This is a genomic window from Pseudomonas maumuensis (genome assembly GCF_019139675.1).
GTDB lineage: Bacteria > Pseudomonadota > Gammaproteobacteria > Pseudomonadales > Pseudomonadaceae > Aquipseudomonas > Aquipseudomonas maumuensis.
In genome coordinates, this window is sequence record NZ_CP077077.1 from 690,829 (window position 1) to 717,763 (window position 26,935).

The 26,935-nt window shown below is 65.8% G+C and carries 16 protein-coding genes; 14 read left to right on the plus strand and 2 right to left on the minus strand.

Features of this window, described 5'->3' with window-relative positions; genetic code table 11:
• Nucleotides 1-2: 2 nt before the first annotated feature.
• Nucleotides 3-674 (minus strand): FadR/GntR family transcriptional regulator, encoded by a 672-nt coding sequence (locus tag KSS90_RS03325; protein WP_217868181.1) that lies wholly within the window; start codon nucleotides 672-674, stop codon nucleotides 3-5.
• A 316-nt stretch (nucleotides 675-990) separates the two neighbouring features.
• On the opposite strand from KSS90_RS03325, the gene KSS90_RS03330 reads away from it, so the two are divergent.
• Together KSS90_RS03330 and gudD are read left to right on the plus strand one after the other, a co-directional pair.
• Nucleotides 991-2,319, plus strand: coding sequence for an MFS transporter (locus KSS90_RS03330; protein WP_217868182.1), 1,329 nt, complete (start codon nucleotides 991-993; stop codon nucleotides 2,317-2,319).
• Nucleotides 2,320-2,335: 16 nt separating this feature from the next.
• The gene (gene gudD / locus KSS90_RS03335; RefSeq protein WP_217868183.1) at nucleotides 2,336-3,691 is read left to right on the plus strand and encodes a glucarate dehydratase; all 1,356 of its coding nucleotides are present in this window, start codon (nucleotides 2,336-2,338) and stop codon (nucleotides 3,689-3,691) included.
• A 104-nt stretch (nucleotides 3,692-3,795) separates the two neighbouring features.
• Here the strand turns inward: gudD and rimI are convergent, their stop codons facing one another.
• Nucleotides 3,796-4,893: a ribosomal protein S18-alanine N-acetyltransferase gene (gene rimI / locus KSS90_RS03340; protein ID WP_217868184.1), complete on the minus strand. Its 1,098-nt coding sequence runs from the start codon at nucleotides 4,891-4,893 to the stop codon at nucleotides 3,796-3,798.
• A gap of 92 nt (nucleotides 4,894-4,985) precedes the next feature.
• Here rimI and KSS90_RS03345 point away from each other — a divergent pair, with 92 nt between their 5' ends.
• From KSS90_RS03345 to KSS90_RS03400, 12 genes are all read left to right on the plus strand, one after another.
• Nucleotides 4,986-6,572 carry a RimK family ATP-grasp domain-containing protein gene (locus KSS90_RS03345; protein ID WP_225933127.1) on the plus strand — a complete coding sequence of 529 codons (1,587 nt, stop codon included), beginning with the start codon at nucleotides 4,986-4,988 and terminating at the stop codon, nucleotides 6,570-6,572.
• A 12-nt stretch (nucleotides 6,573-6,584) separates the two neighbouring features.
• The gene (locus KSS90_RS03350; RefSeq protein WP_217868185.1) at nucleotides 6,585-7,601 is read left to right on the plus strand and encodes a magnesium transporter CorA family protein; all 1,017 of its coding nucleotides are present in this window, start codon (nucleotides 6,585-6,587) and stop codon (nucleotides 7,599-7,601) included.
• A gap of 353 nt (nucleotides 7,602-7,954) precedes the next feature.
• Nucleotides 7,955-9,349, plus strand: a complete 1,395-nt coding sequence (gene gabP / locus KSS90_RS03355) for a GABA permease (protein WP_217868186.1) — start codon at nucleotides 7,955-7,957, stop codon at nucleotides 9,347-9,349.
• Nucleotides 9,350-9,531: 182 nt separating this feature from the next.
• The gene (locus KSS90_RS03360) at nucleotides 9,532-10,308 is read left to right on the plus strand and encodes an efflux RND transporter periplasmic adaptor subunit (protein ID WP_217868187.1); all 777 of its coding nucleotides are present in this window, start codon (nucleotides 9,532-9,534) and stop codon (nucleotides 10,306-10,308) included.
• Nucleotides 10,305-11,621, plus strand: coding sequence for an efflux RND transporter periplasmic adaptor subunit (locus KSS90_RS03365; protein ID WP_217868188.1), 1,317 nt, complete (start codon nucleotides 10,305-10,307; stop codon nucleotides 11,619-11,621). The genes KSS90_RS03360 and KSS90_RS03365 overlap by 4 nt, the downstream gene beginning before the upstream one ends.
• Entirely contained in the window at nucleotides 11,618-13,714 is a 2,097-nt protein-coding gene (locus KSS90_RS03370; protein ID WP_217868189.1) for a site-2 protease family protein, read from the plus strand. Before KSS90_RS03365 ends, KSS90_RS03370 begins: the two co-directional genes overlap by 4 nt.
• A gap of 26 nt (nucleotides 13,715-13,740) precedes the next feature.
• Nucleotides 13,741-14,541: an aspartyl/asparaginyl beta-hydroxylase domain-containing protein gene (locus KSS90_RS03375; RefSeq protein WP_217868190.1), complete on the plus strand. Its 801-nt coding sequence runs from the start codon at nucleotides 13,741-13,743 to the stop codon at nucleotides 14,539-14,541.
• On the plus strand, nucleotides 14,529-15,512 hold the full coding sequence (locus KSS90_RS03380; protein ID WP_217868191.1) for a sulfotransferase family protein: 984 nt from the start codon (nucleotides 14,529-14,531) through the stop codon (nucleotides 15,510-15,512). Before KSS90_RS03375 ends, KSS90_RS03380 begins: the two co-directional genes overlap by 13 nt.
• Before the next feature lie 175 nt (nucleotides 15,513-15,687).
• Nucleotides 15,688-16,248: a GNAT family N-acetyltransferase gene (locus KSS90_RS03385; RefSeq protein WP_217868192.1), complete on the plus strand. Its 561-nt coding sequence runs from the start codon at nucleotides 15,688-15,690 to the stop codon at nucleotides 16,246-16,248.
• A gap of 75 nt (nucleotides 16,249-16,323) precedes the next feature.
• Nucleotides 16,324-16,914: a phage tail protein gene (locus KSS90_RS03390; protein WP_217868193.1), complete on the plus strand. Its 591-nt coding sequence runs from the start codon at nucleotides 16,324-16,326 to the stop codon at nucleotides 16,912-16,914.
• A 138-nt stretch (nucleotides 16,915-17,052) separates the two neighbouring features.
• On the plus strand, nucleotides 17,053-25,368 hold the full coding sequence (locus tag KSS90_RS03395; RefSeq protein WP_217868194.1) for an Ig-like domain-containing protein: 8,316 nt from the start codon (nucleotides 17,053-17,055) through the stop codon (nucleotides 25,366-25,368).
• A 62-nt stretch (nucleotides 25,369-25,430) separates the two neighbouring features.
• Complete coding sequence (locus KSS90_RS03400) at nucleotides 25,431-26,927, plus strand: TolC family protein (RefSeq protein ID WP_038707307.1); 1,497 nt, start codon at nucleotides 25,431-25,433, stop codon at nucleotides 26,925-26,927.
• Nucleotides 26,928-26,935 lie beyond the last annotated feature (8 nt).

The following is a 26,935-nucleotide window of genomic DNA, read 5'->3' on the forward strand; positions in this document are numbered from 1 at the left end:
CGTCAGTCCGGCACCAGTCGATCCCGGCTGTTGGACAGATGCAGGCACATGGCTGCCCGCGCCGCGTCCGGGTCTTGCCGGCGGATGGCATTGAGGATCGCCTCGTGTTCCAGGTTCGCCAGGTACGCGTGCCTGGCCAGCCTGGCCCCGGCACGCTCGGCCTGGGCGATACGATTGCGCGGGATCAGCGCCTTGCCCAGGTGCGCCATCATCTCGCCGAAGTACAGGTTCCCGGTGGCCTCGGCGATCAGCAGGTGAAAGCGCCGGTCGGCTTCGATGCAGCTGTCGCCGGCGGCGGCCAGGTCCTGGTAGTCGTCCAGCGCCTGGCGCATCTGCGCCAGCTGGCGCTCGTCGCGGCGCAGGGCGGCGAGGGCGGCAGCCTGACCCTCCAGGCCGAGGCGCAACTCCAGCAGGTCGCGCACGCTGGCCGCGCTTTCCGGGGCCACCCGCAGCCCGGACTGGGCCTGGCGTTCGATGACGAAGGTGCCGATACCGTGGCGTGTTTCCACCAGGCCCGAGGCCTGGAGTTTCGACAGCGCCTCGCGGACCACGGTGCGGCTGATGGCGTGATCGCGCACCAGGGTATTTTCCGAGGGAAGCCGGTCGCCTGGTGCGTAGGTACCGAGGAGGATCTGCTGGGTCAGGCGGGAGACCAGGTCGTGGGCGCGGGACATCAGAGGTTCTCAGGTGATGTGGGCTTGCCTGGCGATTGCCATTGAGACTGCACGAACACCGTCAATCTACTTGTCTGACAAGTAGCGTGCAAAGATTTTTTTGATCTGGAAATTGGCTGCTTATTGTCAACCTCAGAGTCCTGGTTTGTGAGTTTTTTGCCGATCTTATCTAGTAAATAGCTTGTATTTTGCGATTTATAAGAAAAATTGCCGTTGTCGTACAACTGCCTCGGGAATATGCTTCTTCGCACCTGGAGGTCAGACAACTCTCTGTACTTCACCAGTCCCCAATAAAAACAATGAGTGGGAGCCCCCCATGAACGACACCCCAGATCCGTCTGCGCACGCGCTCGCCAGCGCCGTGGCCAAGGTCAAGCGCCATGTCCTGCCACTGTTCGTCATCATGTTCATCGTCAACTACCTCGACCGCGTCAATATCGGCTTTGTCCGCCCGCACCTGGAGAGCGACCTGGGCATCAGCGCGGCGGCCTATGGCTTCGGCGCCGGCCTGTTCTTCATCGGCTATGCCCTGTTCGAAGTACCGTCGAACATGCTCCTGCAGCGGGTCGGCGCACGCCTGTGGCTGACCCGTATCATGTTCACCTGGGGGCTGGTGGCCACCGCCATGGCCTTCGTGCAGACCGAAACCCAGTTCTACGTGCTGCGTTTTCTGCTCGGAGTCGCCGAGGCCGGCTTCTTCCCCGGAGTGATCTACTACTTCACCCGCTGGCTGCCGGCCGCCGAGCGTGGCAAGGCCATCGCCATCTTCCTCAGCGGTTCGGCCTTCGCCTCGCTGATCTCCGGGCCTTTGGCCGGGGCGCTGATGCAGATCCAGGGCATGGGCCTGCACGGCTGGCAATGGATGCTGTTCATCGAGGGCATGGCCTCGGTGATGCTGTGCTTCTTCGTGTTCTTCTGGCTCGACTCCAAACCCCACGACGCCAAGTGGCTGAGCCGCGAAGAGCAAGACGCGCTGGTGGCCGCCATCGACCTGGAGCAGCGCGAACGCGAGGCCGGCGGCGTGGCCAAGGTCTCGGCCTGGCGCCTGCTCAAAGACCGGCAGATTGTGCTGTTCTGCCTGATCTACTTCTGTATCCAGCTGACCATCTACGCTGCCACTTTCTGGCTGCCGAGCATCATCAAGCGCATGGGTGAGATGAGTGATCTGCAGGTCGGATTCTTCAACTCGATCCCCTGGCTGATCTCGATCATCGCCATGTATGCCTTCGCCGCCTGCGCCAAGCGCTGGCGGTTCCAGCAGGCCTGGGTCGCGGCGGCATTGCTGGTGGCCGCCTGCGGCATGTTCATGTCCACCACCGGCGGGCCGGTGTTCGCTTTCGTCGCGGTGTGCTTCGCCGCCATCGGTTTCAAGGCCGCGTCGTCGCTGTTCTGGCCGATCCCCCAGGGCTACCTGGATGCACGCATCGCCGCGGCGGTGATCGCCCTGATCAACTCGGTGGGCAACCTCGGCGGTTTCGTCGCGCCGACCACCTTCGGTTTACTCGAGCAACAGACCGGATCGATCCAGGGCGGCCTGTACGGCCTGGCGGTGACCTCGGTGCTGGCCGCCATCGCGGTGTTCTTCGTACGCATGCGCCCCAAGGGCGTGGCTTCCCCTGACTTCAAGGCCGCTTCGGCCAACTGACCCCGAGAGAGACTTCATGAACATGCAGACAACCCCGCAGGCTCACCTCGGCACGCCAGTGGTCACCGAACTGCGCGTGATCCCGGTGGCCGGACACGACAGCATGCTGCTCAACCTCAGTGGCGCCCATGGCCCGTTCTTCACCCGCAACGTCGTGGTATTGCGCGACAGTGCCGGCAACACCGGCCTGGGCGAGGTGCCCGGCGGCGAGAAGATTCGCCAGACCCTCGAGGACGCCCGCGCCCTGGTGGTCGGCCAGCCCATCGGGCACTACCAGCGCGTGCTCAACGCCATGCGCCAGGCTTTTGCCAACCGTGATGCGGGTGGGCGCGGGTTGCAGACGTTCGACCTGCGCATCACCGTGCATGCCGTCACTGCCATCGAGTCGGCCCTGCTCGACTTGCTCGGACAGTACCTGGGCGTGCCCATGGCCGCGCTGTTGGGCGAGGGCCAACAGCGCGAGGCGGTCAAGATGCTGGGTTACCTGTTCTACATCGGTGATCGTCGTCGCACCGACCTTGCATATCGCAACGATGCCGATGCCGACGACAACTGGTTCCGGCTGCGCCATGAGCAGGCGCTGACCCCGGAAGCAGTGGTGCGCCTGGCCGAGGCGGCCCAGGCCCGCTATGGCTTCAACGACTTCAAGCTCAAGGGCGGCGTGCTGCGCGGCGAGGAAGAAATGGAGGCGGTCACGGCGCTGGCCGAGCGCTTCCCCGAGGCGCGCATCACCCTCGACCCCAATGGCGCCTGGTCACTCAAGGAGGCCATCGCCTTGTGCCGCGACAAGCACGCCGTGCTGGCCTATGCCGAAGACCCTTGCGGAGCCGAGAACGGCTATTCCGGGCGTGAGGTCATGGCTGAGTTCCGTCGTGCCACTGGGCTGCCCACCGCCACCAACATGATCGCCACCGACTGGCGGCAGATGGGCCATGCGATCCAGTCACAGGCGGTGGACATCCCTTTGGCCGACCCGCATTTCTGGACCTTGCAGGGATCGGTTCGGGTGGCGCAGATGTGCCATGACTGGGGGCTGACATGGGGCTCGCACTCGAACAATCACTTCGATATCTCGCTGGCGATGTTCACCCAGGTGGCGGCGGCCGCGCCCGGCGAGATCACCGCGATCGACACCCACTGGATCTGGCAGGACGGCCAGCGCCTGACCCGCGAACCGTTGCGCATCGTTGATGGTCATGTGCGCGTGCCGGAGCGTCCGGGGCTCGGAGTCGAGCTGGACGAGGACCAGTTGGCCCAGGCCCATGAGTGCTATCGCAACATGGGGCTGGGGGCTCGGGATGACAGCGTGGCCATGCAGTATCTGATCCCGGGGTGGGCTTTCGATAACAAGCGGCCTTGCCTGGTGCGCTGATCAAACACTTACCGGCAAACATTTCCTGCTGCCACCGGCGTTGCCGGTCGGGCGTAGGCAGACGCCTGTGCAGCACCGCCCCGGCCAGCCGGGGCTTTTTTCGTTTACGCCGCCGTTGCGTACACCACCACCGCCGCCCGCAACTTGCGCCCGCCGAACAGGCTCATGCGCTGGAACTCCTGGTGGCTGACCGGCAGGTGCTGGCAGTCCAGGGCCTGCCGGTGGCGAGCGTGGTCGGTGTCGGGGTCGTGCAGGTAGACGAAGTCGTCGTCGCAGGCGGTGACCAGCACCCAATGCGGCGCCTTGCTGCCGGTCAGCCGGTAGTTGCTGATCAGCACCAGCGCCAGGCCGCCTGCGGCCAGTACCCGGGGCAGGTCGGGGGCCTGCCGGACGATCACCACGTCGCTGTCCTGCAATTCGGCGCAGAAGTCCTCATGAACCAGACGCATGACCTCCTTCTTGCCGGGCTGGCGCACGCCATCGAGAAACAGTGGCCCTTCGGTATTGAGCAGCAGGCGCACGCGAAAGCCCCGACGCCATGCGGCCAGCGCCAGACCGTGGGGGCTGCAGCCACCGTGGCCGGAGGTCATGAACACGGTGGTCGCCTCACGCCACAGGCGCAGTTCCTCGCGACGGCTTGGCTGGCGCTGCGCTTGCAGCGCAGCCATGGCCATCAGCAGGCAGGCCGGGCCGCAGGTGAAGTCGGTGGTCTGGGCGTAGTAGGGCACCGGTCGCGTTTCGCCCGTCGGGTGCTGGAGGATGCGCTTCTCGTAGCGCAGGGCGCTGGTGTGGTCTTGGTAATAGTCGTCGATCTGGGCGAAGCGCCGGTAGCCATGGCGTTCGTACAGGGCGATGGCCTTGGGGTTGTCGGTGCGCACCTCAAGACGCAGGTAGGCACGCTCGTGCTCCAGGGCGCAGCGTTCGGCCTGTTCCAGCAGGCGGGCGCCAAGGCCATGGCCACGGGCCTGTTCGGCAATGGCGATGGAATACAGCCGGGCCAGCGAGGTGCCGCGGTGGAACAGCAGCAACGCATAGCCCATCAGCTGGCTGTCGCGTTGCGCCACCAGCAGGCTGGCGTTGGCGTGGGACAGCATCCAGCGGAAGCTGCGCGGGGTAAGACGGTCCGAGGCAAAACACTGGTTTTCCAGCGCCAGCAGGGCCGGCAGGTCGTCAAAAGTTGCCAGGCGAAATTCGATATGCATAGGGCCGCCGTAAAAGTTGCGTAATGAAACGGGACATTCGAAAAACTTCGTGCTTAATAGAAACCGTGTCTACCCAACACAGGGCTTCAATAATGTCATCGTTTCAGGAACCCTTACCTGGCTGGCCCGGGGAAAGTTCACACTCAAGTACGGCTGGTGTTATTTATCCTCTGACCCTGGATAACAAGTCAAGTCAGCTGGTAATTATCGTGGAACGACGTGAGGACTGGGCTTCCTATCTGCCCAGCGAGGACGTAGTGACGGCTCAGGAGTACCTGGAAGAGCCGCGCGAGGCTGACAGCGGCAAGCGTGTACAAGTGATTAACCTATGCCGTAATTACAAGTATCTAGGTCATGGTTATTATTGTTCGTTGTTGGCCGAGGCGCGCGGGCATAAAGTTATTCCCTCGGTTAGAAGTATCAGTGAGTTGACCCGGAAGTCGTTATACGGATTGGCCCTCGACGACATGGCGCGCAGCCTCGAGAGTGCCTTGGCCAATCACCCCTACGGCGAAACCGAGGGGTTCACTCTGACCCTGTATTTCGGCCGTACCGATCTGGAACCGCTGCAGGACATCGCCCGCCAGCTGTTCGAAAGTTTCCCGTGCCCGATCCTGCTGGTGGAGTTCCGCAAGACCAGCACCTGGCATATCGCCGGGGTCAAGGCCGGTGCGCTGCACAAGTTGCGTGAAGACCAGCAGGACCCGTTTGCCAACGCTCTGGACGGCTTCAGCCGCAGGATCTGGCGCCAGCCACGCTCGCGCCGGATGGCGCGCTACGACCTGGCGATCCTCCACGACCCTGACGAAGCGCTGCCGCCTTCCAACCCCAAGGCACTGGAACACTTCGTCCGCGCCGGGCGCCAGTTGGGCGTCGACGTCGAGCTGATCGGCAAGAAGGACTACGCCCGCCTGGCCGAATACGACGCGTTGCTGATCCGCGAGACCACCAGCGTCGACAACCACACCTACCGCTTCGCCAAGAAGGCCGAGAGCGAAGGGCTGGTGGTAATGGACGACCCGGCGTCGATCCTGCGCTGCACCAACAAGGTGTACCTGACCGACCTGCTGCGCAGCCATCGCCTGGCCATGCCGGCCAGCGAGATCCTCTACCGCGACAACCCGCAGGCGCTGGAAGGTATCGGTGAACGGCTGGGCTTCCCATTGGTGCTGAAGATTCCCGACGGCTGTTTCTCCCGGGGCGTGATCAAGGTCAATGACCCGGAAGAACTCCAGGCCGCCACCACCGAACTGTTCGAGCACTCGGTGCTGCTGCTCGCCCAGGAATACCTCTACACCGAGTACGACTGGCGCATCGGCGTGCTCAACCGCAAGCCGATCTTCGCCTGCCAGTACTTCATGTCCAAGGGCCACTGGCAGATCTTCAACCACCAGGCCCAGCGCGACGAGGTCAACGGCGAATGCCGCACCCTGGCGGTACACGAGGCGCCGCGGGCGGTGGTGGAGCTGGCGGTGAAGGCCGCCAACCTGATCGGCGATGGCCTGTACGGCGTCGACCTCAAGCAGGTCGGTGAGCGGGTGGTGGTGATCGAGGTCAACGACAACTCCAACCTCGACGCCGGCATAGAGGACGCCTACCTGCACGACGATCTCTACACGCTGGTGCTGGAGGAATTCATCCGCCGCCTGGAGCAGAAGCGCCGGGGGCAAGCCTGGTAACGAGGTGCTGGCATGATCAAAAGCTACAGCTTGGCCCATGGCCAGTTGCGCAAGCGCAAGGGGCTCGATTGCGAGGTGCTGCTGTTCGTCGAACCGGACAGCGCCGAGCGTGAACTGTTGCAGGCATGGTTCCACCTGGATGCCCATGCCCTGGCTTCGGCACTCGACCCGGACGAAGTGTCGCGCCTCGAACTGCACCGCGATGGCCTGTTCCTGATCTGGAAGCGCCCGGAGAGCTACACCGGCGGCGACAGCTTCGCCTTCCAGGTGTCCTCGTTCGGCATGCTGATGGTCGATGGCCACCTGGTGCTGATCGCCCCGGACGCCTCCCTGCTCGACGGCCTCGGGCAACGCCATGCGCTGCACGATCCGATGGATGTGCTGCTGGCCATCCTGCTGGACAACCTGCATCACTACCTGGGGCACCTGAAGGTGATCAAGATGGTCGCCCGCGAGCTGCAGCAGCGTTTCGAGCAGTCGCTGGAAAACCACCACCTGATGCAGATGTTCAACCTCAGCGAGAGCCTGATCCACTACATCAATGCCATCCACAGCAATGGCGCGGTGCTCTCGCGCTTGCGCGCCCATGGCGAGAAGCGCCATTTCAACCCTGAGGTGCTGGCGCTGATCGACGACCTGGTCATCGAGAACAACCAGTGCCACAAGCAGGCCGAAATCTACTCGACGGTGTTCGCCGGCTTGATGGACGCCCGCGGCAACCTGGCCAACAACGCGATGAACGAAACCCTGCGCAAGCTCACCCTGATCAACGTGGTGTTCCTGCCGCTGAACCTGATCGCCAGCATTGGCGGCATGTCCGAGTTCAGCATGATGACTGCGGGCGTGCCGTGGTGGCTGGCCTATGCCTTGCTGGTGTTGGCGATGATGCTGCTTGGTGTGCTCATGGTGCTGGCGCTCAAGCGCCTGGCCCGTGGGCGCGGTTGCGCGGTAGTCCCTGCGCACGCCGAGCGCTCCGCTGCGCGGCCAACCCCTTCTTTCCCTGGCATCGCCAATTGGAGAACGCCATGAGCAATCTGCAGATCGGCCTAATGATCGTCACGGTGATCGTGGTGTTCGCGGTGGTGAACTTCTACTGGGATTACCTGCGTGACCGCGACTGACGCAATCAGGCATGTCGAGGGGCTTGACTGACGTGGATGGGCACGTGGTGTCGTGATCGAACAGTTGTCTGACGTTTTCGAGCATTTTGCTCGCGCCGCGCGCGGCTTAAAGTGAAGCCCGCATCCCCATGGTGCGTTGCCCCAGGCGCATGAGAAGGCCGTAACAGAGCGTGTGCAACGTACTCCGCCTTTTGCCGAGGAGACCGTTTCGCCTACGCCTGCCCGTCCCTTCCTTGTGTCAGCAAAAAGAGAACAAGACCAATGAACACCGTGGGAACTGATGGCAACCTTGCTCAAGGTTTCAAGCCACGTCACGTAACGATGCTGTCCATCGCTGGCATCATCGGCGCGGGACTTTTCGTCGGCTCCGGGCATGCCATCGCGGCTGCCGGGCCGGCCACCATAATTTCCTATTTCGTGGCCGGCACCCTGGTGGTGCTGGTCATGCGCATGCTCGGCGAAATGGCCGTGGCCCACCCCGACACCGGCTCGTTCTCCACCTATGCCGACCAGGCCATCGGGCGCTGGGCCGGCTACACCATCGGCTGGCTGTACTGGTGGTTCTGGGTGCTGGTGATTCCCATCGAGGCGCTGGCCGCGGGGCATGTGCTCAACGCCTGGTTCCCCCAGGTGGACAGCTGGATCTTCGCCCTGGCCTCGGTGCTGCTGCTGGCCTGCACCAACCTGTTCAGCGTGGCCAAGTATGGTGAGTTCGAATTCTGGTTCGCCATTCTCAAGGTCACCGCGATTCTCGGCTTCATCGGCCTGGGTTTCGCCGCACTGGCGGGCTGGTTGCCGGAGCGCGAGGTCAGTGGGTTGAGCACGCTGGTTGACGAGCACGGCGGCTTCGCGCCCAAGGGCTGGTCGGCGGTGGTCGGTGCCTTCATCACCGTGATGTTCAGTTTCATCGGCACCGAGGCGGTGACCATCGCCGCCTCCGAGTCCAGCGACCCGGCGCGCAACATCGCCAAGGCCACCCGGTCGGTGATCTGGCGCATCAGTACCTTCTATATCCTGTCGATCTTCGTGATCATCTCGGTGGTGCCGTGGAACGACCCGCAGCTGGCGGTGGTGGGCTCGTACCAGCGCGCGCTGGAGATCATGAATATCCCCAACGCCGCGCTGATGGTCGACTTCGTGGTGCTGATCGCGGTGACCAGTTGCATGAACTCGTCTATCTACATCGCCTCGCGGATGATGTACTCGCTGGCCAAGCGCGGCGATGCGCCGGCGCTGTTGAAGAACACCTCACGGGTTGGCGTGCCGCGTGCGGCGGTGTTCGGCAGTACCCTGATCGGCGCGGCCATCGCCATCCTCAACTACTTCGCGCCCAAGGGCGTGTTCGAGTTCCTGCTGGCCAGCTCCGGCGCCATTGCCCTGCTGGTGTATCTGGTGATCGCCATTTCGCAACTGCGCATGCGTGGGCGGCTGGAGCGCGAGAACGCCAACCTCAAGTTCCGCATGTGGCTGTTCCCCTGGCTGACCTGGGCGGTGATCCTGTTCATCGGCGGCGCACTGGCCGTGATGATGTTTACCGAGGAACACCGCGCCGAGGTCACCGCCACCTTGAGCCTGGCGATCGTGATCTCGTTCCTCGGCATCATCACCACCCGGGGGCATGGGCGGGGTGTCGTGACGGCGCGCTCGCCGGGGTAAGTTGATGCTGCGCAAGCGGGCTTGCCTCTCGCGGGGCCAGCCCGCTTGCGCATGTTTGCGCGTCGCTTATCGAAGGACGTCCATGGCCTGTCGAGCGCCCTGGATCTTCATCGGCGTGATATATCCGTGCCATCATTTTTTGTCTTACACTCCGGCCATCAGCTCGCAAGGGAGTGCGCAACATGCTTCGCGGTTTCCGTCTGGCTTTGACCCTGGGTCTGTTGCACCTGCCGCTGGCGCAGGCCGGCGACCCGCCCGCCGACCCCTTGCTCGATACTCCCGCAGCGTCCAGCGCCGGACAGAATCCCCGTGGTGTACTGCGTGCCCGCGACCAGGCCGTGTTGTCCAGTGAGCTGGCCGGGCGCATCGTCGAGATGCCCTATGCCGATGGCCAGGACTTCAAGCAGGGCAGCACCCTGGCGCGCTTCGATTGCAGCGCCTACCAGGCCCAGCTCAACGCCGCCCAGGCCGCCGTTCGCGCTGCTCGCGAAGAACTCAACCACAACCGCCAACTGGCCGCGCTGAAGTCGGTCGGCCAGTTCGAAGTGTCGCTGGCCGAGGCCAAGCAGGCCCAGGCCCAGGCCGAGGCCCAGGTGTACCAGGTGCAGGTCAGGCGCTGCGTGGTCAGCGCGCCGTTCGATGGCCGGGTGGTGCAGCGCCGGGCCCAGCCCCATGAAAGCGTGGCCAGTGGCGCGCCGCTGCTCGAGGTGGTGGACAACCGCTCGCTGGAGATCCACTTGCTGGTGCCTTCGCGTTGGCTGGGACAGCTCAAGCCTGGCCAGCCGTTCGAGTTCGTTCCCGATGAAACCGGCAAACCGCTGCAGGCCCAGGTCAAGCGCGTCGGCGCGCGGATCGACGAGGGCAGCCAGACGCTGCAACTGATCGGCGAGCTGCCCCGCGACAGTCAGGGGCTGCTGGCCGGCATGAGCGGCACCGCCCACTTCCCGGAACAGCCATGACCGTCGCAGCGGGCGTGGCCGAGCACGCCTTCGCGCTGTTCCTCGGTTTGCAGCGCCAGGCCCGGCAGGCCGCGAGCAGCGAGCAACTGGCCTATGCCATGGTCAACGATGGCCAGGCGCTGTTCGGCTTTCGCCATGCCGCCCTGCTGATCGCCGGCAAGGTCCAGGCGCTGACGGGCATCAGCGTGGTGGAGCCCCATGCGCCGTTCGTGGCATTCGTCGAGCGCGCCGCCCACACACTGCAGGGCGCAGGCGTGGCAGGCCAGGCCGGCAGCGTCGACCCCACTCGGCTGGATGCCCAGGCCCTGGCCGACTGGCAGTCGCTGTCGGCTGCCCACGCCTATTGGCTGCCACTGCTTGATCGCCAAGGTGAGATGTTCGGCGGCCTTTGGCTGGCCCGGGATCAGGCGTTCAACCCTGCCGAGCAAGCCCTGCTGAATCAACTGGCGGATACCTACGCCCATGCCTGGCTGGCCTTGCGCCCGGCCCGGCCCTGGCGTCTGCGCTGGCCAAGGCGGCGCCTGCTGGCGATGGCGGGGGCGTTGCTGCTGGTGCTGCTGGTGCCGGTGCGTCAATCGGTGCTGGCGCCGGCCGAGGTCGTGCCGCGGGCGGGGCGTGTGGTCGCCGCGCCGCTGGACGGGGTAATCGCCGAGTTCCTGGTCAAACCCAACCAGACCGTCGCCATGGGTGATGTGCTGGTGCGCTTCGATGCCACCACCCTCAGGGCCCAGGCCGATGTCGCCGCGCGCGCCCTGGGGGTGGCCGAGGCCGAGCTCAAGGCCAGTACCCAGCGTGCATTCAGTGATGCAGAGTCCAACGCCCGGCTCGATCTGCTGGCCGCTCGTGTGGAGCAGAAGCGCGCTGAGCTCGATTACGCCCGCCAGCTTCTGGGGCGTAGCGAGATCCGCGCCGAACGTGCCGGGATCGCCGTGTTCGCCGATGCCGAGCGTTGGATGGGCAGGCCGGTGCAGACCGGCGAGCGCCTGATGCAAGTGGCCGACCCGCAGATGGCCGAGTTGCGCATGGAGCTGCCGGTGGGCGACGCCATCGCCTTGCAGCCTGGTGCCGAAGTGGCGCTGTTCCTCGATAGCGACCCGCTGCACCGCCACGCCGCGCGCCTGGAACGCGCCGCCTACGAAGCCCAGGCCAGCGCCGCCGGGCAGTTGGCCTACCGCCTCGATGCCGGCTTCGATGACGCGCCGCCACGCATCGGCCTGCGCGGCACCGCCAAGCTGTACGGCGAGCGTGCGCCGCTGGTGTATTACCTGCTGCGCCGGCCGTTGGCGGCGTTGCGCCAGGGGCTTGGACTATGAGCCTGCCGCCGCTGCGGGCCGACCTGCAGCTGTCGGCGGCGGCGCCCGGCCATGACGGCGCGCCACAATGGACCCTCGCCGACCCGCTGCGCGGGCGTTATTTCAAGCTGGGCGCCGCCGCCGTGCGGCTGTTGCAGCACTGGCGGTTGGGCGACCCGCAACGGGTGCTGGCCGCCGCCAACGCCGAGCCCGGCCAGGCAGTCGATGGGCAGGCGCTGGAAGAGTTGCTGTCGTTCCTCGGCCAGCATGACCTGATCAGCGCCGAGGACGCCCGTCAGCGCGACAGCTACGCGACCAAGGCCGCCGCCACCCGGCAGAGCCTGTGGACGCGCGTGCTGCACCAGTACCTGTTCTTTCGTATTCCGCTGTGGCGCCCGGACGCCTTCCTCAACCGTACCTGGCCGCTGCTCGAGCGCCATGCTGGCTGGCTGCTGCGCATCGCCCTGCCGCTTTTGCTGACGTTGGGCGTGTTTTTGGTGATCCGCGACTGGTCGCGCTTCGTCGCCACTTTCCCACACCTGTTCAGCCTGGGGGGCATCCTTGCCTTCGGCGTGGCGCTGGGGTTCGCCAAGCTGTGCCACGAGTTTGGCCATGCCTTCATGGCCAAGCGTGCCGGCTGTCGGGTGCAGAGCATGGGCCTGGCGTTCATGGTGCTGCTGCCGATGTTCTACACCGATGTCAGCGATGCCTGGCGCGTCCGTGACCGACGTTCGCGGTTGCTGATCGACGCTGGTGGGGTGTTCGCCGAACTGGTGCTGGCGGTGCTGGCGCTGCTGGCCTGGTCGCTGCTGCCCGATGGCCCGGCGCGCACGGCGGCGTTCATGCTGGCCAGCGCCACCTGGATCACCACGCTGCTGGTCAACCTCAACCCTTTCATGCGCTTCGACGGCTATTTCCTGGTCAGCGACCTGTGGGGCGTGGAGAACCTGCAGCAGCGCGCCTTCGCCCTGTGCCGCTGGCGCCTGCGCGAAGCGTTGTTCGGCTATGGCGAACCCGCCCCCGAAGCCTGGCCAGCCTTCATGCGCCGCCGCCTGCTGGTGTGGGGCTACGGCGCCTGGCTATGGCGCGCGGTGCTGTTCTTCGGTATCGCCCTGGCGGTCTATCACCTGTTCTTCAAGGTGCTGGGCATCTTCCTGATGTTGGTGGAACTGGTGTGGTTCATCGGCTTGCCAGTGTGGAAGGAGTTGCAGCAGTGGTGGCTGCGCCGTGGCCAGGCAGCGCCGGGCAAGACCTTGCGGGTCGCCGGCGGGCTGGCGTTGCTGCTCGCCGTGCTGTTGCTGCCCTGGCGCGGCGCGGTGGACGTGCCGGCGATGCTCGAGGCATCGCGTGTCAGTGCCTTGCACGCGCCGGTGGCGGCACGGGTGAAAAGCCTGCTGGTGGGCGAGGGGCAAAGGGTTGCCCAGGGTACTCTGCTGCTCGAGCTGGAGTCGCCCGACCTGGCGTCGCGCCAGTCCATCGTGCGTCGCGAGATCGACATCCTGCAGTTGCTGTTGCGCCGCCAGGCCGGGCGCAGCGAGACCGCAGGCGATGTCGGCGTGCTCGAACAGCAGCTGGCCGAAGCCGTGGCCGAATACCGTGGCTTGGCGGCCCAGCGTGAACGCCTGCAACTGCGCGCGCCGCGCAGCGGGGTATTGCGCGACCTGCCGCCCGAGCTTGTGCCCGGCCAGTGGGTCAACCCGGCCCAGACCCTGGGGCGGATCGTCGAGCCGGGCGTGCGCCTGCGCGGTTACCTGGCCGAGGCCGACTTGTGGCGGGTGGCGGTCGGCAGCGAAGGGCGCTTCATCGCCGATGACCCGGCGCGGCCGGCAGTGCCGGTACGGGTGGAGCAGGTAGACGCCACTGGGGTGGCGGTACTGGAGCTGGAAGCGTTGGCCTCCGACCGTCATGGGCCGGTGGCCGTGCGGCGCGATGGCCAGCAGCGCGCGGAGCCGGTGCAGGCCCAGTATGGGGTGCGCCTGATGCCGCTGGTCGAAGTGCCCGATGTGGCCCAGCCATTGCGTGGGGTGGTGGTACTGGAGGGCGCGCGGGAGTCGTTGCTGGGCACCGCCTGGCGTCGGCTGGCGGCATTGGGCGTGCGCGAGAGCGGTTTCTAGGAAGCATTCACTGCGAGGAGCCTTCAATGACCGAGGTCACATTGCCGCGTTGTTCCCAACTGGCCCTGGCCACGGACCTGTCGGCATTGCTGCAGGCCTTGGCCCAGGTCCGGGCCGAGGCCTGGCAGGCGCATTTCAACAGCGGTTATCACGAGGGTGACTGGAGCGGGGTGGCGCTGGTCGCCGCCGAGGACGCGCCCTTGTTGCTGGCCCCAGGCCAGGGCGAACCGAGGCAACTGCCCTGGTGGCAGGAGGAACCAGCCTGGCAGGCGGTGCTGGCGCCGTTTCTGCCTTCACTGCGCGCCGCTCGCCTGTTGCGCCTTGGCGAGCGCGCGCGCATCCATGAACATTGCGACCCCGACCTGGGCCGCCCTGGCGGCTGCCTGCGCCTGCACATACCGCTGCTGAGCCCACCCAGCGTGGAATTCCTGGTGGAGGGCCTGCAGGTGCCGATGCGTCCGGGCGAGTGCTGGTTCATCGACCTGTCGCGTCCCCATCGGGTCAACAACCCCGGGCCCGGTGAACGCATCCACCTGGTGCTCGATTGCGCGGCCGATCCGTGGCTGCTGACCTTGATCGAGAATGGTCTGGCGCAGACGCCGGTATTGCAGCCTGGCAGGGCAATGCAGGCTTTCGCACAGTTCCGTCTGTTGGTGGCCCAGATACCAGCGTTGGCCGAGCGCTTGCAGGTGCAGGAGCAGGCGCATGACTTCGTGGCCGAGGCCGTGCGTTTGGCAGCGGAGCACGGGTTGGCGTTCACCGAAGCAGAAGTGACCGGCGCCATGCGCCGGGGCAAGCAGGCATGGAGCGATCAATGGCGAGTGTGAACACCGCGATGGACTTTCACGGTTGGCTGCCCATTCGCCTCTGGCAGGGTGAGGCCGGGTGGCGGGTGGACTGGTGCTGGTTCGGCGAACGGCGCCTGACCCGCCCGTTTTTCCGCGATGACGTCGACCAGGCGCTACGCCTGCCGTTCAACCAGGCCATGCGCCGCGACACCGATGTCCAGGCGTTGCTCGATTGGCACGCCCGTAGCCCGGGTATGGCGCCCTCGGCCTTGGTGTTCCACGCTTCGCGCTGTGGCTCGACGCTGATCGCCCAATTGCTCGCCAGCCAGGCCCGCAATATCGTGCTTTCCGAGCCGCCGCCGCTGGACAACCTGTTGCGTGCCGCACGCCAGGACCCGTCCGCCGCTGCTTGGCAGGCCGATGCGTTGCGGGCGCTGTGTTCGGCCTACGGTCAGCGTCGTAAGGGCGACGAGCACCAGCTGCTGATCAAGCTCGATGCCTGGAACATTTTCGACGCACCGCTGCTGATGGCGCTGTATCCCGACGTACACCGGGTGTTCCTCTACCGCGACCCGCTGGAAATCGTCGTTTCGCAACTGCGCCAGGCGGGCATGCACCGGGTGCCGGGATTGCTCGGCGCCTCGGGCCTCGACAGCCTGCTGCCTGGCTCCCGGACCATGGGCCCGCTGGAATACACCTGCCGGATGATTGGCGAAATCCTCACGGCTGGCCTAGCGTTGTGCGAACGCTACGGTGCCAACGCGGTGAACTACAGCGAATTGCCCGATGCCGTCTGGGGACGCCTCGGGCCGCTGTTCGGCATCCAGCCAGGTGAAGTGGCGGACCTGCGCGCTGTCGCGGCTTTCGATGCCAAGCAACCGGCCATGAATTTCAGTGCCGACAGCCTGCGCAAGCGCGAGGAGGCCAGCGACGAAATTCGCGAAGCGGTCGCCCGTTGGGCCCAGCAGCCCTACAACGCATTGGAATCCATACGGTTGCGAAACGTCTAGGAAATGGCGTCAAACTACCTCGAACGGGTGTTTGAGAAAAAAGTTGGAAAGACCCTGCCGAGGTAGTGGCTATTTGCCTTGTTCTTCGGCTACGCTGCTGCAGATTGTGTAGGACAATTCACTTGGATGTGCGCCCCTCACCATGGGGTAACCTTACGCAGGGAAGCCATACCCGATGTCCATCCCCGAGGTGAACCTTCGTCCCATCGTGGACGCCGACCGGGCGTTCCTGCGCACACTCTATGGCACCACCCGTGCCGCCGAAATGGCCCTGCTGCCGTGGCCGCAGGCCGCCATCGATGCCTTTCTCGACCAACAGTTCCAGGCCCAGCACGATCACTACCAAGCCCAGTTCGTCGGCGCCGACTTCCTCGTCATCGAAGTGGCGGGCGAGCCCATTGGCCGCGCCTACCTGCACTGGGCGGACAGCCACGTGCAATTCATCGACATAGCCCTGCTGCCCGCCTGGTACGGGCGTGGCATCGGCAGCCGGCTGCTCGGCCAGTGGCTGGCACGTGCCGATGAACGGGGGCTAAGCGCCGGCCTGCATGTCACCTCCCACAACCCGGCCTTGCGGCTCTATCAGCGCAGTGGGTTCCAGGTGGTCGGTGAGAACGGCCTCTCGCTGAAGATGAGCCGGCCAGCGTCCATTGCCGCGATTGATGAAACCGGTGAGCCCCGATACCCAAGGGGGCCGGAGCTCCAGACGATTTTCCACGCCGATCGGCAGCTCTGAGCGTGCCTGTCACGAACGTGATTACCTGCGGGCCTTGAGGCCCGTCCTTGCCGCGTTGTCAAAGGAGTGCAGTAAATGAGTGAGCCATACATCGGTCAGATCTTATTGTTCGCGGGAAATTTCGCCCCACGTGGTTGGATGTTTTGCCAAGGGCAGCTGCTAAGCATCGCCCAGAACTCCGCGTTGTTCTCGATTCTGGGTACGACCTACGGTGGCAATGGCCAGACTACGTTCGCCTTGCCTGACCTGCGGGGCCGCGCACCTGTCCAGCAGGGGCAGGGGCCAGGCTTGCCGAGTGTCGTGCTGGGCGAGGCAGCCGGCACGCCGACAACCACGCTGACTTCGCTGAACATGGCGTCGCAGGCTGTGAACATTCCTGCCCAGACCGTATCGGTCGCCATCCCTGCCGCGGAAGGTGACGCCGACCTGCCGGCCCCCTCGACCACCGGCGTGCTGGCCAAACCGAAGGACTCGTCCGGATCAGGTGTGTCGATCGACATCTACGCCTCCACCGCCAGCAATACCACGCTCAAGCCGTTCAACCTCACCATCCCTGCTACGACGGGCGCGACTGTGCCAGGCAACCAGCCGTTCTCGAACCAGAGCCCTTACCTGGGCATCAACTTCATCATCGCGATCGAAGGGATCTTCCCATCCCGTAACTGAGGCCGGGATATAGGCAGGCAGGGCAGCGGGGCGCGCATCGGCGCCCCGTCGTCCGTTCAGGATTACCAGACAAGGACAGGCCGTCCTCATCTGCAAGGACGGCAGGCATAAGCAGCCGCAGGGCTGAGCGAGGGCATCATGGCATTCTGGAAACGCGGTAAAGACACCCACACACCCAACGTTTCCGCGAGCCGGCCCAGTCTCATCCAGGCCCTGGAACCGCGCATGATGTTCGACGCCTCGGTGGGCGTGGTCGCCGATCAGGGGGCTCAGGCGGTCGAAGCCGCCGCAGCCGCCACCGGAGGCAAGAACACCAGCACCGCCAGCGACGCGGCCAGCACCCGCGACAGCGCCAGCCACGAGCCGGTCCACGAGGCGGCACCGGCCACCGCGCCGGTCACGGCGGCCTCGGGCAACCACGAAGTGGTGTTCATCGACTCGGCCGTCAGCGACTACCAGAAACTCATCGCCGGCTTGCCCGCCGGGGTCGAGGTGGTGGTGCTGGAGAACGGCAAGGACGGTTTCAAGCAGATCGCCGATTATCTCAACGGCCGCAGCGACATCACTTCGGTCGACATCATCAGCCACGGCGACCAGGGCTATGTCTACCTGGCCGGCAACGCCATCTGGGCCAACCAGCTGGCCAGCCATGGCGCGGACCTCGCGCGCATCGGCGCGAGCCTGGCGCCGGGCGGCGACATCCGTTTCTTCGCCTGCAACACCGGCGCCGGCAGCGACGGCCAGCTGTTCGTCAACGAAGTGGCCCGGCTCAGCGGCGCCGACGTCGGGGCATCCTCCGACTCGACCGGCAACCGCGCCGGCGAGGACTGGGCGCTGGAGACCGTCTCCGGGGTGGTGGCCAGTGGCGTGGGCGTGCAGCGTGGCGACCTGTCGGCGTTCAGTACCTCGCTGGCGACCATCACCGTCACCAGCAAGAACGCTTCACTCATCGCAGCCGGTGATGGCGTGACCCTGGCCGAAGCCATCCAGGCCGCGAACACCGACACCTCGGTGGATGGCTCCGCCGCAGGCAGCGGCGCCGACATCATCGTGTTCCACCAGAACCTCAAAGGCGAGACCATCCGCTGGACGACGTCTTCGGCGCTGCTCGTGACCAGCAACATCACCATCAATGGCGATGTCGACGGTGACGGCAAGGGCGACATCATCTTCAGCGGCGATGCCAACGACAACGGCATCCGCGATAGCGCAGACGCGTCGGGCCTGCAGAGCAATAGCGGTGGCGTGTTGACCGTGCGCAACCTGGATTTCCGCTATTTCTCCAGCAACATCGCCGGTGGCACCATCCGCGCCTTTGGCGGTTCCATCACGGTCGAAGACTCCAACTTCCAGGAGAACTACGGCACGGTGATCAACTCGGCTACCACGGCGGGGTCCACCGTGGTGGTGCGCAACAGCACGATCCACGACAACAACGCCAGTATCCTCGGCAGCACCGGCATGTCGACCCTGGTGCGCCTGGGCGGCGCCAACAACCATGTGTTGGAAAACGTCGCCATCTACAACAACACCGGCACCTACGGCGCCACCGGCACGGTGGCGGCCGGCTCTATCATCGTGCTGGGCAACAGCGGCGGCACGGTGCGCATCACCAACAGCACCGTGGCCAACAACGTGTTCCTCAACACCAGCAGCGGCAGCATCACCTCGGGCGGCCTGGGCTGGGTCAGTGGCCAGGCCGGCACGGTGACGGTGCAGAACAGCATCTTCACCGGCAACACCGTCAACGGCACCCAGCTCGATGCCGCCACCAACGGCGGCGTCGGCGGTGGCTACACCAGCACCACCAACCTGATCGGCGCCTCGGTCAACTTCGTCAATACCGCCGCTGGCGACTATCGCCTGGCCAGCACCGCCAGCAACGCCATCGACCAGGGTACCCTCACCGGCGCGCCGGCCACCGACCTGCGCGGCTTCGACCGGCCCCGTGGTGGTGGCGTGGATATCGGCGCCTACGAGGTGCTGTACTCGGCGCCACCGGTGGTCGACCTGGATACCGGTAGCGGCGGCAATGACAGCACGGTCAACTTCACCGGCAGCCCGGTGGCCATCGTGCCGAACATCAGCCTTACCCAGACCGACGGCGATACCCAGGTCAGCGGCGCCACCCTCACCTTGGGCGGCGTGCTCGACGGCGGCAACGAAACCCTGTCGCTCAGCGCCGGGCAGATCGCCACGGCGGCCAGCTACGGCATCACCATCAGCGGCTCCGGCACCACGGTGTTGTCGCTCAGCGGCGTGGCCACCCTGGCCCAGTACCGCTCGATCCTCGCCGTGGTGGCCTACGGCAACAGCACCGGGGCCTATACCAGCGGCACGCGCAACGTCACCGTCAGCGTCAACGACGACATGGGCAGCACCACCCGCACCGCCTCGGTGGTGGTCCAGCCGCCCAATGCCGCGCCGGTGATCGCCAACCTCAACGGCGATAGCCAGACCTTCACCCAGGGCAGTGGCGCCGTGCTGCTCGACAGCGGCAGCAACGCCACGGTCACCGATAGTGACTCGGCGGACTTTGCCGGCGGTAACCTGACCGTGGCGGTCAGCGGCAACGGTGTGGCCGGCGAAGATCTGCTGGGCATCCGCAACCAAGGCACCGGCGCCGGGCAGATCGGCGTCAGCGGCAACACGGTGAGCTACGGCGGAGTGGCCATCGGCACCTACGCCGGTGGCACGGGCGGCGCCAACCTGGTGCTGACGTTCAACGGCAACGCCACGGCTGCAGCGGTCCAGGCGGTGGTGCGCAACCTCACCTACGACAACAGCAATGCCGCCAACAGCATCGGCCAGGCCACCCGCACCCTAACCGTCACCGTCAACGATGGCGACGGCGCCACCTCCAGTGCAGCGTCGGTCACGGTGGCCATCCACGAGACGGTTCCGCCAACCGCCACCATTACCCTCAGCGACTCGGCCCTGAAAGTGGGCGAGACCGCGACTGTGACCATCACCTTCAGCGAGGTGGTGAGCGGCTTCACCAACGCCGATCTGACCGTGGCCAACGGCACCCTGAGCGCGGTGTCCAGCAGCGATGGCGGCAAAACTTGGACCGCCACCTTCACCCCGACCAACAGCATCACCAGCGCCAGCAACCTGATCACTCTGAACAACGCCGGTGTCACCGACCTGGCCGGTAACGCTGGCGCAGGCACCACCAGTTCGGCCAACTACAGCATCGACACACAGCGCCCGACGGCGACCTTGGTGGTCAGCGACAGCAACCTGGCCATCGGCGAAACGTCGCTGGTGACCATCACGTTCAGCGAGGCCGTGACCGGCTTCACCAATGCCGACCTGACGGTGGCCAACGGCACCCTGAGCGCGGTGTCCAGTAGCGATGGCGGGATCACCTGGACCGCGACGTTCACCCCGACCAGCGCCATCAGCGACGCGACCAACCTCATCACCCTGGACAACACCGGGGTGAGCGATGCCGCTGGCAACGCCGGCAGCGGCACCACCAACTCGAACAACTACGCCATCGACACCCAGCGCCCGACCGCGACCATCGTGGTGGCCGACAGCAGCCTGAGCATCGGTGAAACGTCCCAGGTGACCATCACCTTCAGCGAGGCCGTGACCGGTTTCAGCAATGCCGACCTGACGGTGGCCAACGGCACCTTGAGCGCCGTGTCCAGCAGCGACGGTGGCCTCACCTGGACCGCGACCTTCACCCCGACCAGCGCCATAACCGATGCGACCAATATCATCACCCTGGACAACACCGGGGTGGTCGATGCCGCTGGCAACGCCGGCAGCGGCACCACCAACTCGAACAACTACGCCATCGACACCGTGCGCCCGACCGCGACCATCGTGGTGGCCAACCCCACCCTGGCCATCGGCCAGACGTCGCTGGTGACGTTCACCTTCAGCGAGGCGGTGAGCGGCTTCAGCAATGCCGATGTGACGGTGGCCAACGGCACCTTGAGCGCGGTGTCCAGCAGCGACGGCGGGATCACCTGGACCGCGACCTTCACCCCGACCAGCAACATCACCGACACCAGCAACCTGATCACCCTGGACAACAGCGGCGTGACCGACCTGGCCGGCAACGCCGGTAGCGGTAGCACCGACTCGAACAACTACAGCATCGACACCCAACGCCCGACCGCGACCATCGTGGTCGCCGACAACAATCTCACCGTCGGCGAGACCACCACGGTGACCATTACCTTCAGCGAGGCGGTCACTGGCTTCACCCTGGCCGATCTGACGGCGCCGAATGGCAACTTGAGCGGGCTTTCCAGCAGTGACGGCGGCATCACCTGGACGGCGACCTTCACTCCTTCGGTGAACGTGCAGGACGCCACCAACGTGATCGCCCTGAGCAACAGTGGGGTGGCCGACCTGGCCGGCAACGCGGGCAGCGGTACCACCAACTCCAACAACTACGGCGTCAGCACCTTGCAACCCACGGCTACCGTGGTGGTAAGCGATGCGGCGCTGCGTATCGGCGAAACCTCGCTGGTGACCATCACGTTCAGCGAGGCGGTGAGCGGTTTCACCAATGCCGACCTGACGGTGGCCAACGGCACCCTGAGCGCGGTATCCAGCGCCGACGGCGGTATCACCTGGACCGCCACTTTCACGCCAACGAGCAATATCCAGGATGCAACCAACCTGATCACCCTGGACAACAGTGGTGTGGTCGGGACGAGCAGCGGTAACGCCGGCTCCGGCACCACCGACTCGAACAACTACGCCATCGACACCGTGCGCCCGACCGCGACCATCGTGGTGGCCGACAGCAACCTGGCCATCGGCCAGACGTCGCTGGTGACCATCACCTTCAGCGAGGCGGTGACTGGTTTCAGTACCGCCGACCTGACCCTGGCCAACGGCACCCTGAGCGGGCTGAGCAGCAGCGACGGTGGCATCACCTGGACCGCGACCCTGACCCCGGCCGCCGGCATCACCGACACCAGCAACCTGATCACCCTCGACAACAGCGGTGTGACCGACCTGGCCGGCAACGCCGGCACTGGCAGCACCGACTCGAACAACTACGCCATCGACAGCCAGCGCCCGACCGCCACCATCGTGATCGCCGATCCCACCCTGACCGCTGGCGAAACCACCACGGTGACCTTCACCTTCAGCGAGGCGGTGACCGGCTTCAGCAACGCCGACCTGACGGTGGCCAACGGCACCCTGGGTGCCGTGAGCAGCAGCGATGGCGGCATCACCTGGACCGCGACCTTGACCCCGAACGCCGGGGTGCGCGACCTCAGCAACCTGATCATCCTGAACAACACCGGTATCACCGACCTGGCCGGCAACGCCGGTGTCGGCAGCACCTCGTCGGCCAACTACACGGTCGACACCGTGGTCCCCACGGCCACCATCGTGGTCGCCGACAATGCCTTGCGGGTCGGCGAAACGTCGCTGGTGACCATCACCTTCAGCGAGGCGGTGACTGGCTTCAGCAATGCCGACCTGACCTTGGCCAATGGCACCTTGAGCGCTGTCTCCAGCAGCGATGGCGGCATCACCTGGACCGCGACCTTTACCCCCACCAGCAACATCACTGACAGCAGCAACCTGATCACCCTCGACAACAGCGGCGTGGTGGGCGCGAGCAGTGGCAATGCCGGGGTCGGCAGCACCGACTCGAACAACTACGCCATCGACACGCAGCGCCCGACCGCGACCATCGTGGTGGCCGACAGCAGCCTGGCCATCGGTGAGACGTCGCTGGTGACCATCACCTTCAGCGAGGCGGTGAGCGGCTTCACCAGCGCCGACCTGACCGCAGCCAACGGCACCCTGAGCGGGCTGAGCAGCAGCGACGGTGGCATTACCTGGACCGCGACCCTGACCCCGACCGCTGGCATCACCGACACAAGCAACGTCATCAGCCTGGACAACAGCGGCGTGACGGATATCGCGGGCAATGCTGGCACCGGCAGCACCGATTCGAACAACTACACCGTCGACAGCCAGCGCCCGACTGCCACCCTGGTGATGGCCGACAGCGACCTGCGCGCCGGCGAAACGTCGTTGGTAACCATCACCTTCAGCGAAGCGGTGAGCGGGTTCAGCAACGCCGACCTGACCGTGGCCAATGGCACGCTAAGCGCTGTAAGCAGCAGCGACGGCGGCATCACCTGGACCGCCACCTTCACCCCGACCAGCGGGGTGCGCTCGGGCGCCAACCTGATCGTCCTGAACAACAGCGGCTACACCGACCTGGCCGGCAACGCCGGTGTCGGCAGCACCTCGTCGGCCAACTACACGGTCGACACCGTGGTCCCCACGGCGACCGTCGTGGTCACCGACACCGCCCTGCGCGCCGGCCAGTCGAGCCTGGTGACCATCACCTTCAGCGAAGCGGTGAGCGGTTTCACCCTTGCCGATCTGAGCGTGGCCAACGGCACCCTGAGCGGACTGAGCAGCAGCGATGGCGGCATCACCTGGACCGCGACCCTCACACCCACCGCCAATGTCGAGGACGCCAGCAACCTGATCACCCTGGACAACACCGGCGTGGTCGGCGCGGCCTCCGGCAACGCCGGGGTGGGCAGCACCGACTCCAACAACTATGCCATCGACAGCCGAGTGCCCAGCGTGACCAGTGTCGGTGGCCCGGTGGGTGTCTCCTACAATGCCGGTGACACCCTGGTGTTCGTGGTCAATGCCAGCGAAGCGGTGCAGGTGGCCGGCTCGCCGCGCCTGGCCCTGGACATTGGCGGGCACACGGTGTTCGCTGACCTGGTGGCCGGGGCGGGCACCACCACCTTGGTGTTCCAGTACACCGTCCAGCCTGGCGACAACGACAGCGACGGCATCACCGTCACCGCGCTCAGTGCCAACGGCGCGACCCTGACCGATGCCGCCGGTAACGCCATGGACCTGACCCTCAACGGCGTGGCCGACACCCATCAGGTGCTGGTCGACACCCAGGCGCCGACAGCGGTGGGTATCGTCACCCTCGACCCGTCGCCGAACAACGCCCAGAGCGTGCGCTTCACGGTGACTTTCAGCGAGCGGGTCAACGGTGTCGACCTGAGCGATTTCAGCCTGGCCACCACTGGCTCGGCCAGCGGCACATTGACCGGCCTGCAAGCGCTGGGCGGTGGCGTTTACGTGGTGACCGTCGGCGGCGTCAGCGGCACCGGCACCCTTGGGCTGAACCTGAAGGCCAGCGCCACGGGCATCACCGACGTGGCCGGCAATGCCCTGGTCGGCGGCCTGACCGGCGCCGTGTACAGCATCGACCGCGACGCGCCCACGGTGGGCAGCGTCAGCGTGCCGGTGGGCGTGCCTTACAACACCGGCGATGTGCTCACCTTCGTGGTCAACACCAACGAAGCCGTGCTGGTCGATGGCGTGCCGCGCCTGGCCCTGGATGTCGGCGGGCGCACCGTGTACGCCGACTTCGTGGCCGGTTCAGGCACGCCGACGCTGGTGTTCCAGTACCAGATCCAGGCCGGCGACAACGACGCCGACGGTATCCAGGTGCTGGGCCTGTCGGCCAATGGCGCGAGCCTGCACGATGCGGCCGGCAATCAACTGACACCGGGGCTGAACAATATTGGCGACAGCCACGGGGTCATTGTCGACAGCACGCCACCCGGCGTGGTCTCGATCGTGGCGAATCCGTCGCCGACGCCGGGCAGCCAGAGCTTCACCGTGACCTTCAGCGAGGACGTCAGCGGTGTGGACCTGGGCGACTTCGAACTGCTGGCCAGTGGCAACGCCAGTGGCACGCTGCAGTCGCTGGTACGCCTCGACGGCCATACCTGGCAGGTCAATGTTGCAGGGGTGGCAGGCAGTGGTGGCCTGGCCCTTGGGCTCAAGGCCAGTGGCACGGGCATCCGCGATGGCGCCGGCAACGCCATGGTCGGTGGCTTCGCCGGGCAAAGCGTGACATTGCAGTCGACCGATGGTGACCCGGAGTTCCGTGCCTACCCACCGGCGCGTCCAGGCCAGGCCAGCCCAGGCACACCGGTGGTGGTCGCACCGTTGCCGGTAACGGCACCGTTCCAGTCGCCGCTGCTGCCGCAGCCGCTGTTCGAGGTGCCGACAGCGGGCGGCGGGCTGCCGACCTTGGGCAATCTGTTCATCCAGAACGGTGCGCTGGCGCCGAGCTACCTGGCGCAGGTGTTCGCCGGCCAGCACGCCGACAGCGCTATCGGCAATGGTTCGGGAGCCGGTTTCCTCGGCTTTGGTGGCGGTGACGCCAATGTGTTCGGGGCCAGCAGCCTGGCCAACATCTTCGACAAGACGCTGCCGGACGACGGTGGCCAGTATGAACTGAGCGGAGGCAAACCATTCCGCCAGGGGGCAGAGACAGGGGCGGGCAAGGGGCTGACCGGGGCGCCGACCCTCGGGCAGCAGCTGCAGGCCTTCCGGGAGGGGGAGCAACACCAGGCCAGACAACTGGCGCAGGCGTTGGGGCAGGTCGAGGTACCTGTGCCGCAGGCCTGAGCCAGCGCACGCGAGCAATCAATTAGAAGAAAAGCAGTGCCGTACCAAGGGGGCGGACAGGGATGAGCAGAGCATCGAGGATTTTTGCGGTAAGCGTACTGGCACTGGCGGTGACGGGGTGCGCGGTCAAGACCCAACCCATCGACCGCAGCGTCAGCGAGCAGCGGGCGCGGGCCGACCTTGCCAGCATGTTCAAGGGCCAGGAGGCCTTGCACGGGCCGCTGACCCTGCACCAGGCCATGGCCCGTGCGGTCAAGTACAACCTGGAGGCACGCCTCAAGATCATGGAAGAGGCCCTGGCCCAGCGCCAGGTCGACCTGGCCACCTTCGACATGCTGCCGCGCATGGCCCTGTCGGCCGGTTACGCCGGGCGCAGCAATGTCAGTGCTTCGAGCAGCCAGAGCGTGCTGACCAATACCCAGTCCCTGGAGCCATCGACCTCCCAGGACCGCGACCGCGACGTGGCCGACCTGACCATGGTGTGGAACGTGCTCGACTTCGGTGTCAGCTATGTCAGCGCCAAGCAACAGGGCGATCAGCGCCTGATCGTCCAGGAACGCCGGCGCAAGGTGGTGCAGACCATCATCCAGGACGTGCGCTCGGCCTACTGGCGAGCGGTCGCCGCCGAGCGCCTGCTCAAGCAGATCGACGCGCTGATGGTGCGGGTCGAGCAGGCCCGGGACAACAGCCAGCGCATGGGTGACCAGCGCATCGGCGACCCGATCCAGGCGCTCAACTACCAGCGCTCGTTGATCGAGGCCACCCGCCAGCTGGAAGAGCAGCGCCGCGCGCTGTCGCTGGCCAAGACCGAACTGGGGGCGCTGATCAACCTGCCGCCGGGTAGCGAGCTGACCCTCGCCGCCACCGACGACTACAGCGTGCCGGAGCTCAAGGTAGGCCTCGAAGCGCTGGAGCAGCAGGCCCTGGCCACGCGCCCCGAATTGCGCGAGCAGGACTATCAGGCCCGCATCAGCGCCGCCGAGGTGCGCAAGTCGATGCTGCGCATGCTGCCGGGGCTGGAATTCTCGGCGGGCGGGCACTACGACAGCAACAGCTTCCTGACCAACCAGCACTGGGCCGACTATGGCGTCAAGGTCACCTGGAACCTGTTCAACGTGCTGTCGGGGCCGGCGTCGATCGATGTGGCCAAGGCCGGCGAGCAGGTGGTCGAGGCGCGCCGCCAGGCGATGTCGATGGCTATCCTGGCCCAGCTCTACGTGGCCAACGCCAACTACAACGAAGCTCGTCGCCAGTTCGCCACCAGCCAACAATTGGTCGCCCTCGACCAGCAGATCGTCGAGCAACTGCGCAATCGCCACCAGGCGCAGGGCATTGGCGAGCTGGAGCTGATCCAGGGGGAACTGAATGCGCTGCAGGCCGACCTGCGCCGCGACCTGGCCTATGCCGAGCTGCGCAACAGCTATGGCCAGGTGTTCGCCAGCGCCGGGCTCGACCCGCTGCCGCAGACCCTGCCGTCCGGCGAACTCGCCGACATTGCCCAGGCCCTGGGCAACAACGAGGCGCGCTGGCAGCGTGGCGATATAGCCCCGGGCAGTTGAGCGCAACC

Bases quoted from the DNA above. Each gene is read 5' to 3' on its own strand.
- KSS90_RS03325 (WP_217868181.1), bottom strand. From the start codon at position 674: ATGTCCCGCGCCCACGACCTGGTCTCCCGCCTGACCCAGCAGATCCTC.
- KSS90_RS03330 (WP_217868182.1), top strand. From the start codon at position 991: ATGAACGACACCCCAGATCCGTCTGCGCACGCGCTCGCCAGCGCCGTG.
- gudD (WP_217868183.1), top strand. From the start codon at position 2,336: ATGAACATGCAGACAACCCCGCAGGCTCACCTCGGCACGCCAGTGGTC.
- rimI (WP_217868184.1), bottom strand. From the start codon at position 4,893: ATGCATATCGAATTTCGCCTGGCAACTTTTGACGACCTGCCGGCCCTG.
- KSS90_RS03345 (WP_225933127.1), top strand. From the start codon at position 4,986: ATGTCATCGTTTCAGGAACCCTTACCTGGCTGGCCCGGGGAAAGTTCA.
- KSS90_RS03350 (WP_217868185.1), top strand. From the start codon at position 6,585: ATGATCAAAAGCTACAGCTTGGCCCATGGCCAGTTGCGCAAGCGCAAG.
- gabP (WP_217868186.1), top strand. From the start codon at position 7,955: ATGAACACCGTGGGAACTGATGGCAACCTTGCTCAAGGTTTCAAGCCA.
- KSS90_RS03360 (WP_217868187.1), top strand. From the start codon at position 9,532: ATGCTTCGCGGTTTCCGTCTGGCTTTGACCCTGGGTCTGTTGCACCTG.
- KSS90_RS03365 (WP_217868188.1), top strand. From the start codon at position 10,305: ATGACCGTCGCAGCGGGCGTGGCCGAGCACGCCTTCGCGCTGTTCCTC.
- KSS90_RS03370 (WP_217868189.1), top strand. From the start codon at position 11,618: ATGAGCCTGCCGCCGCTGCGGGCCGACCTGCAGCTGTCGGCGGCGGCG.
- KSS90_RS03375 (WP_217868190.1), top strand. From the start codon at position 13,741: ATGACCGAGGTCACATTGCCGCGTTGTTCCCAACTGGCCCTGGCCACG.
- KSS90_RS03380 (WP_217868191.1), top strand. From the start codon at position 14,529: ATGGCGAGTGTGAACACCGCGATGGACTTTCACGGTTGGCTGCCCATT.
- KSS90_RS03385 (WP_217868192.1), top strand. From the start codon at position 15,688: ATGTCCATCCCCGAGGTGAACCTTCGTCCCATCGTGGACGCCGACCGG.
- KSS90_RS03390 (WP_217868193.1), top strand. From the start codon at position 16,324: ATGAGTGAGCCATACATCGGTCAGATCTTATTGTTCGCGGGAAATTTC.
- KSS90_RS03395 (WP_217868194.1), top strand. From the start codon at position 17,053: ATGGCATTCTGGAAACGCGGTAAAGACACCCACACACCCAACGTTTCC.
- KSS90_RS03400 (WP_038707307.1), top strand. From the start codon at position 25,431: ATGAGCAGAGCATCGAGGATTTTTGCGGTAAGCGTACTGGCACTGGCG.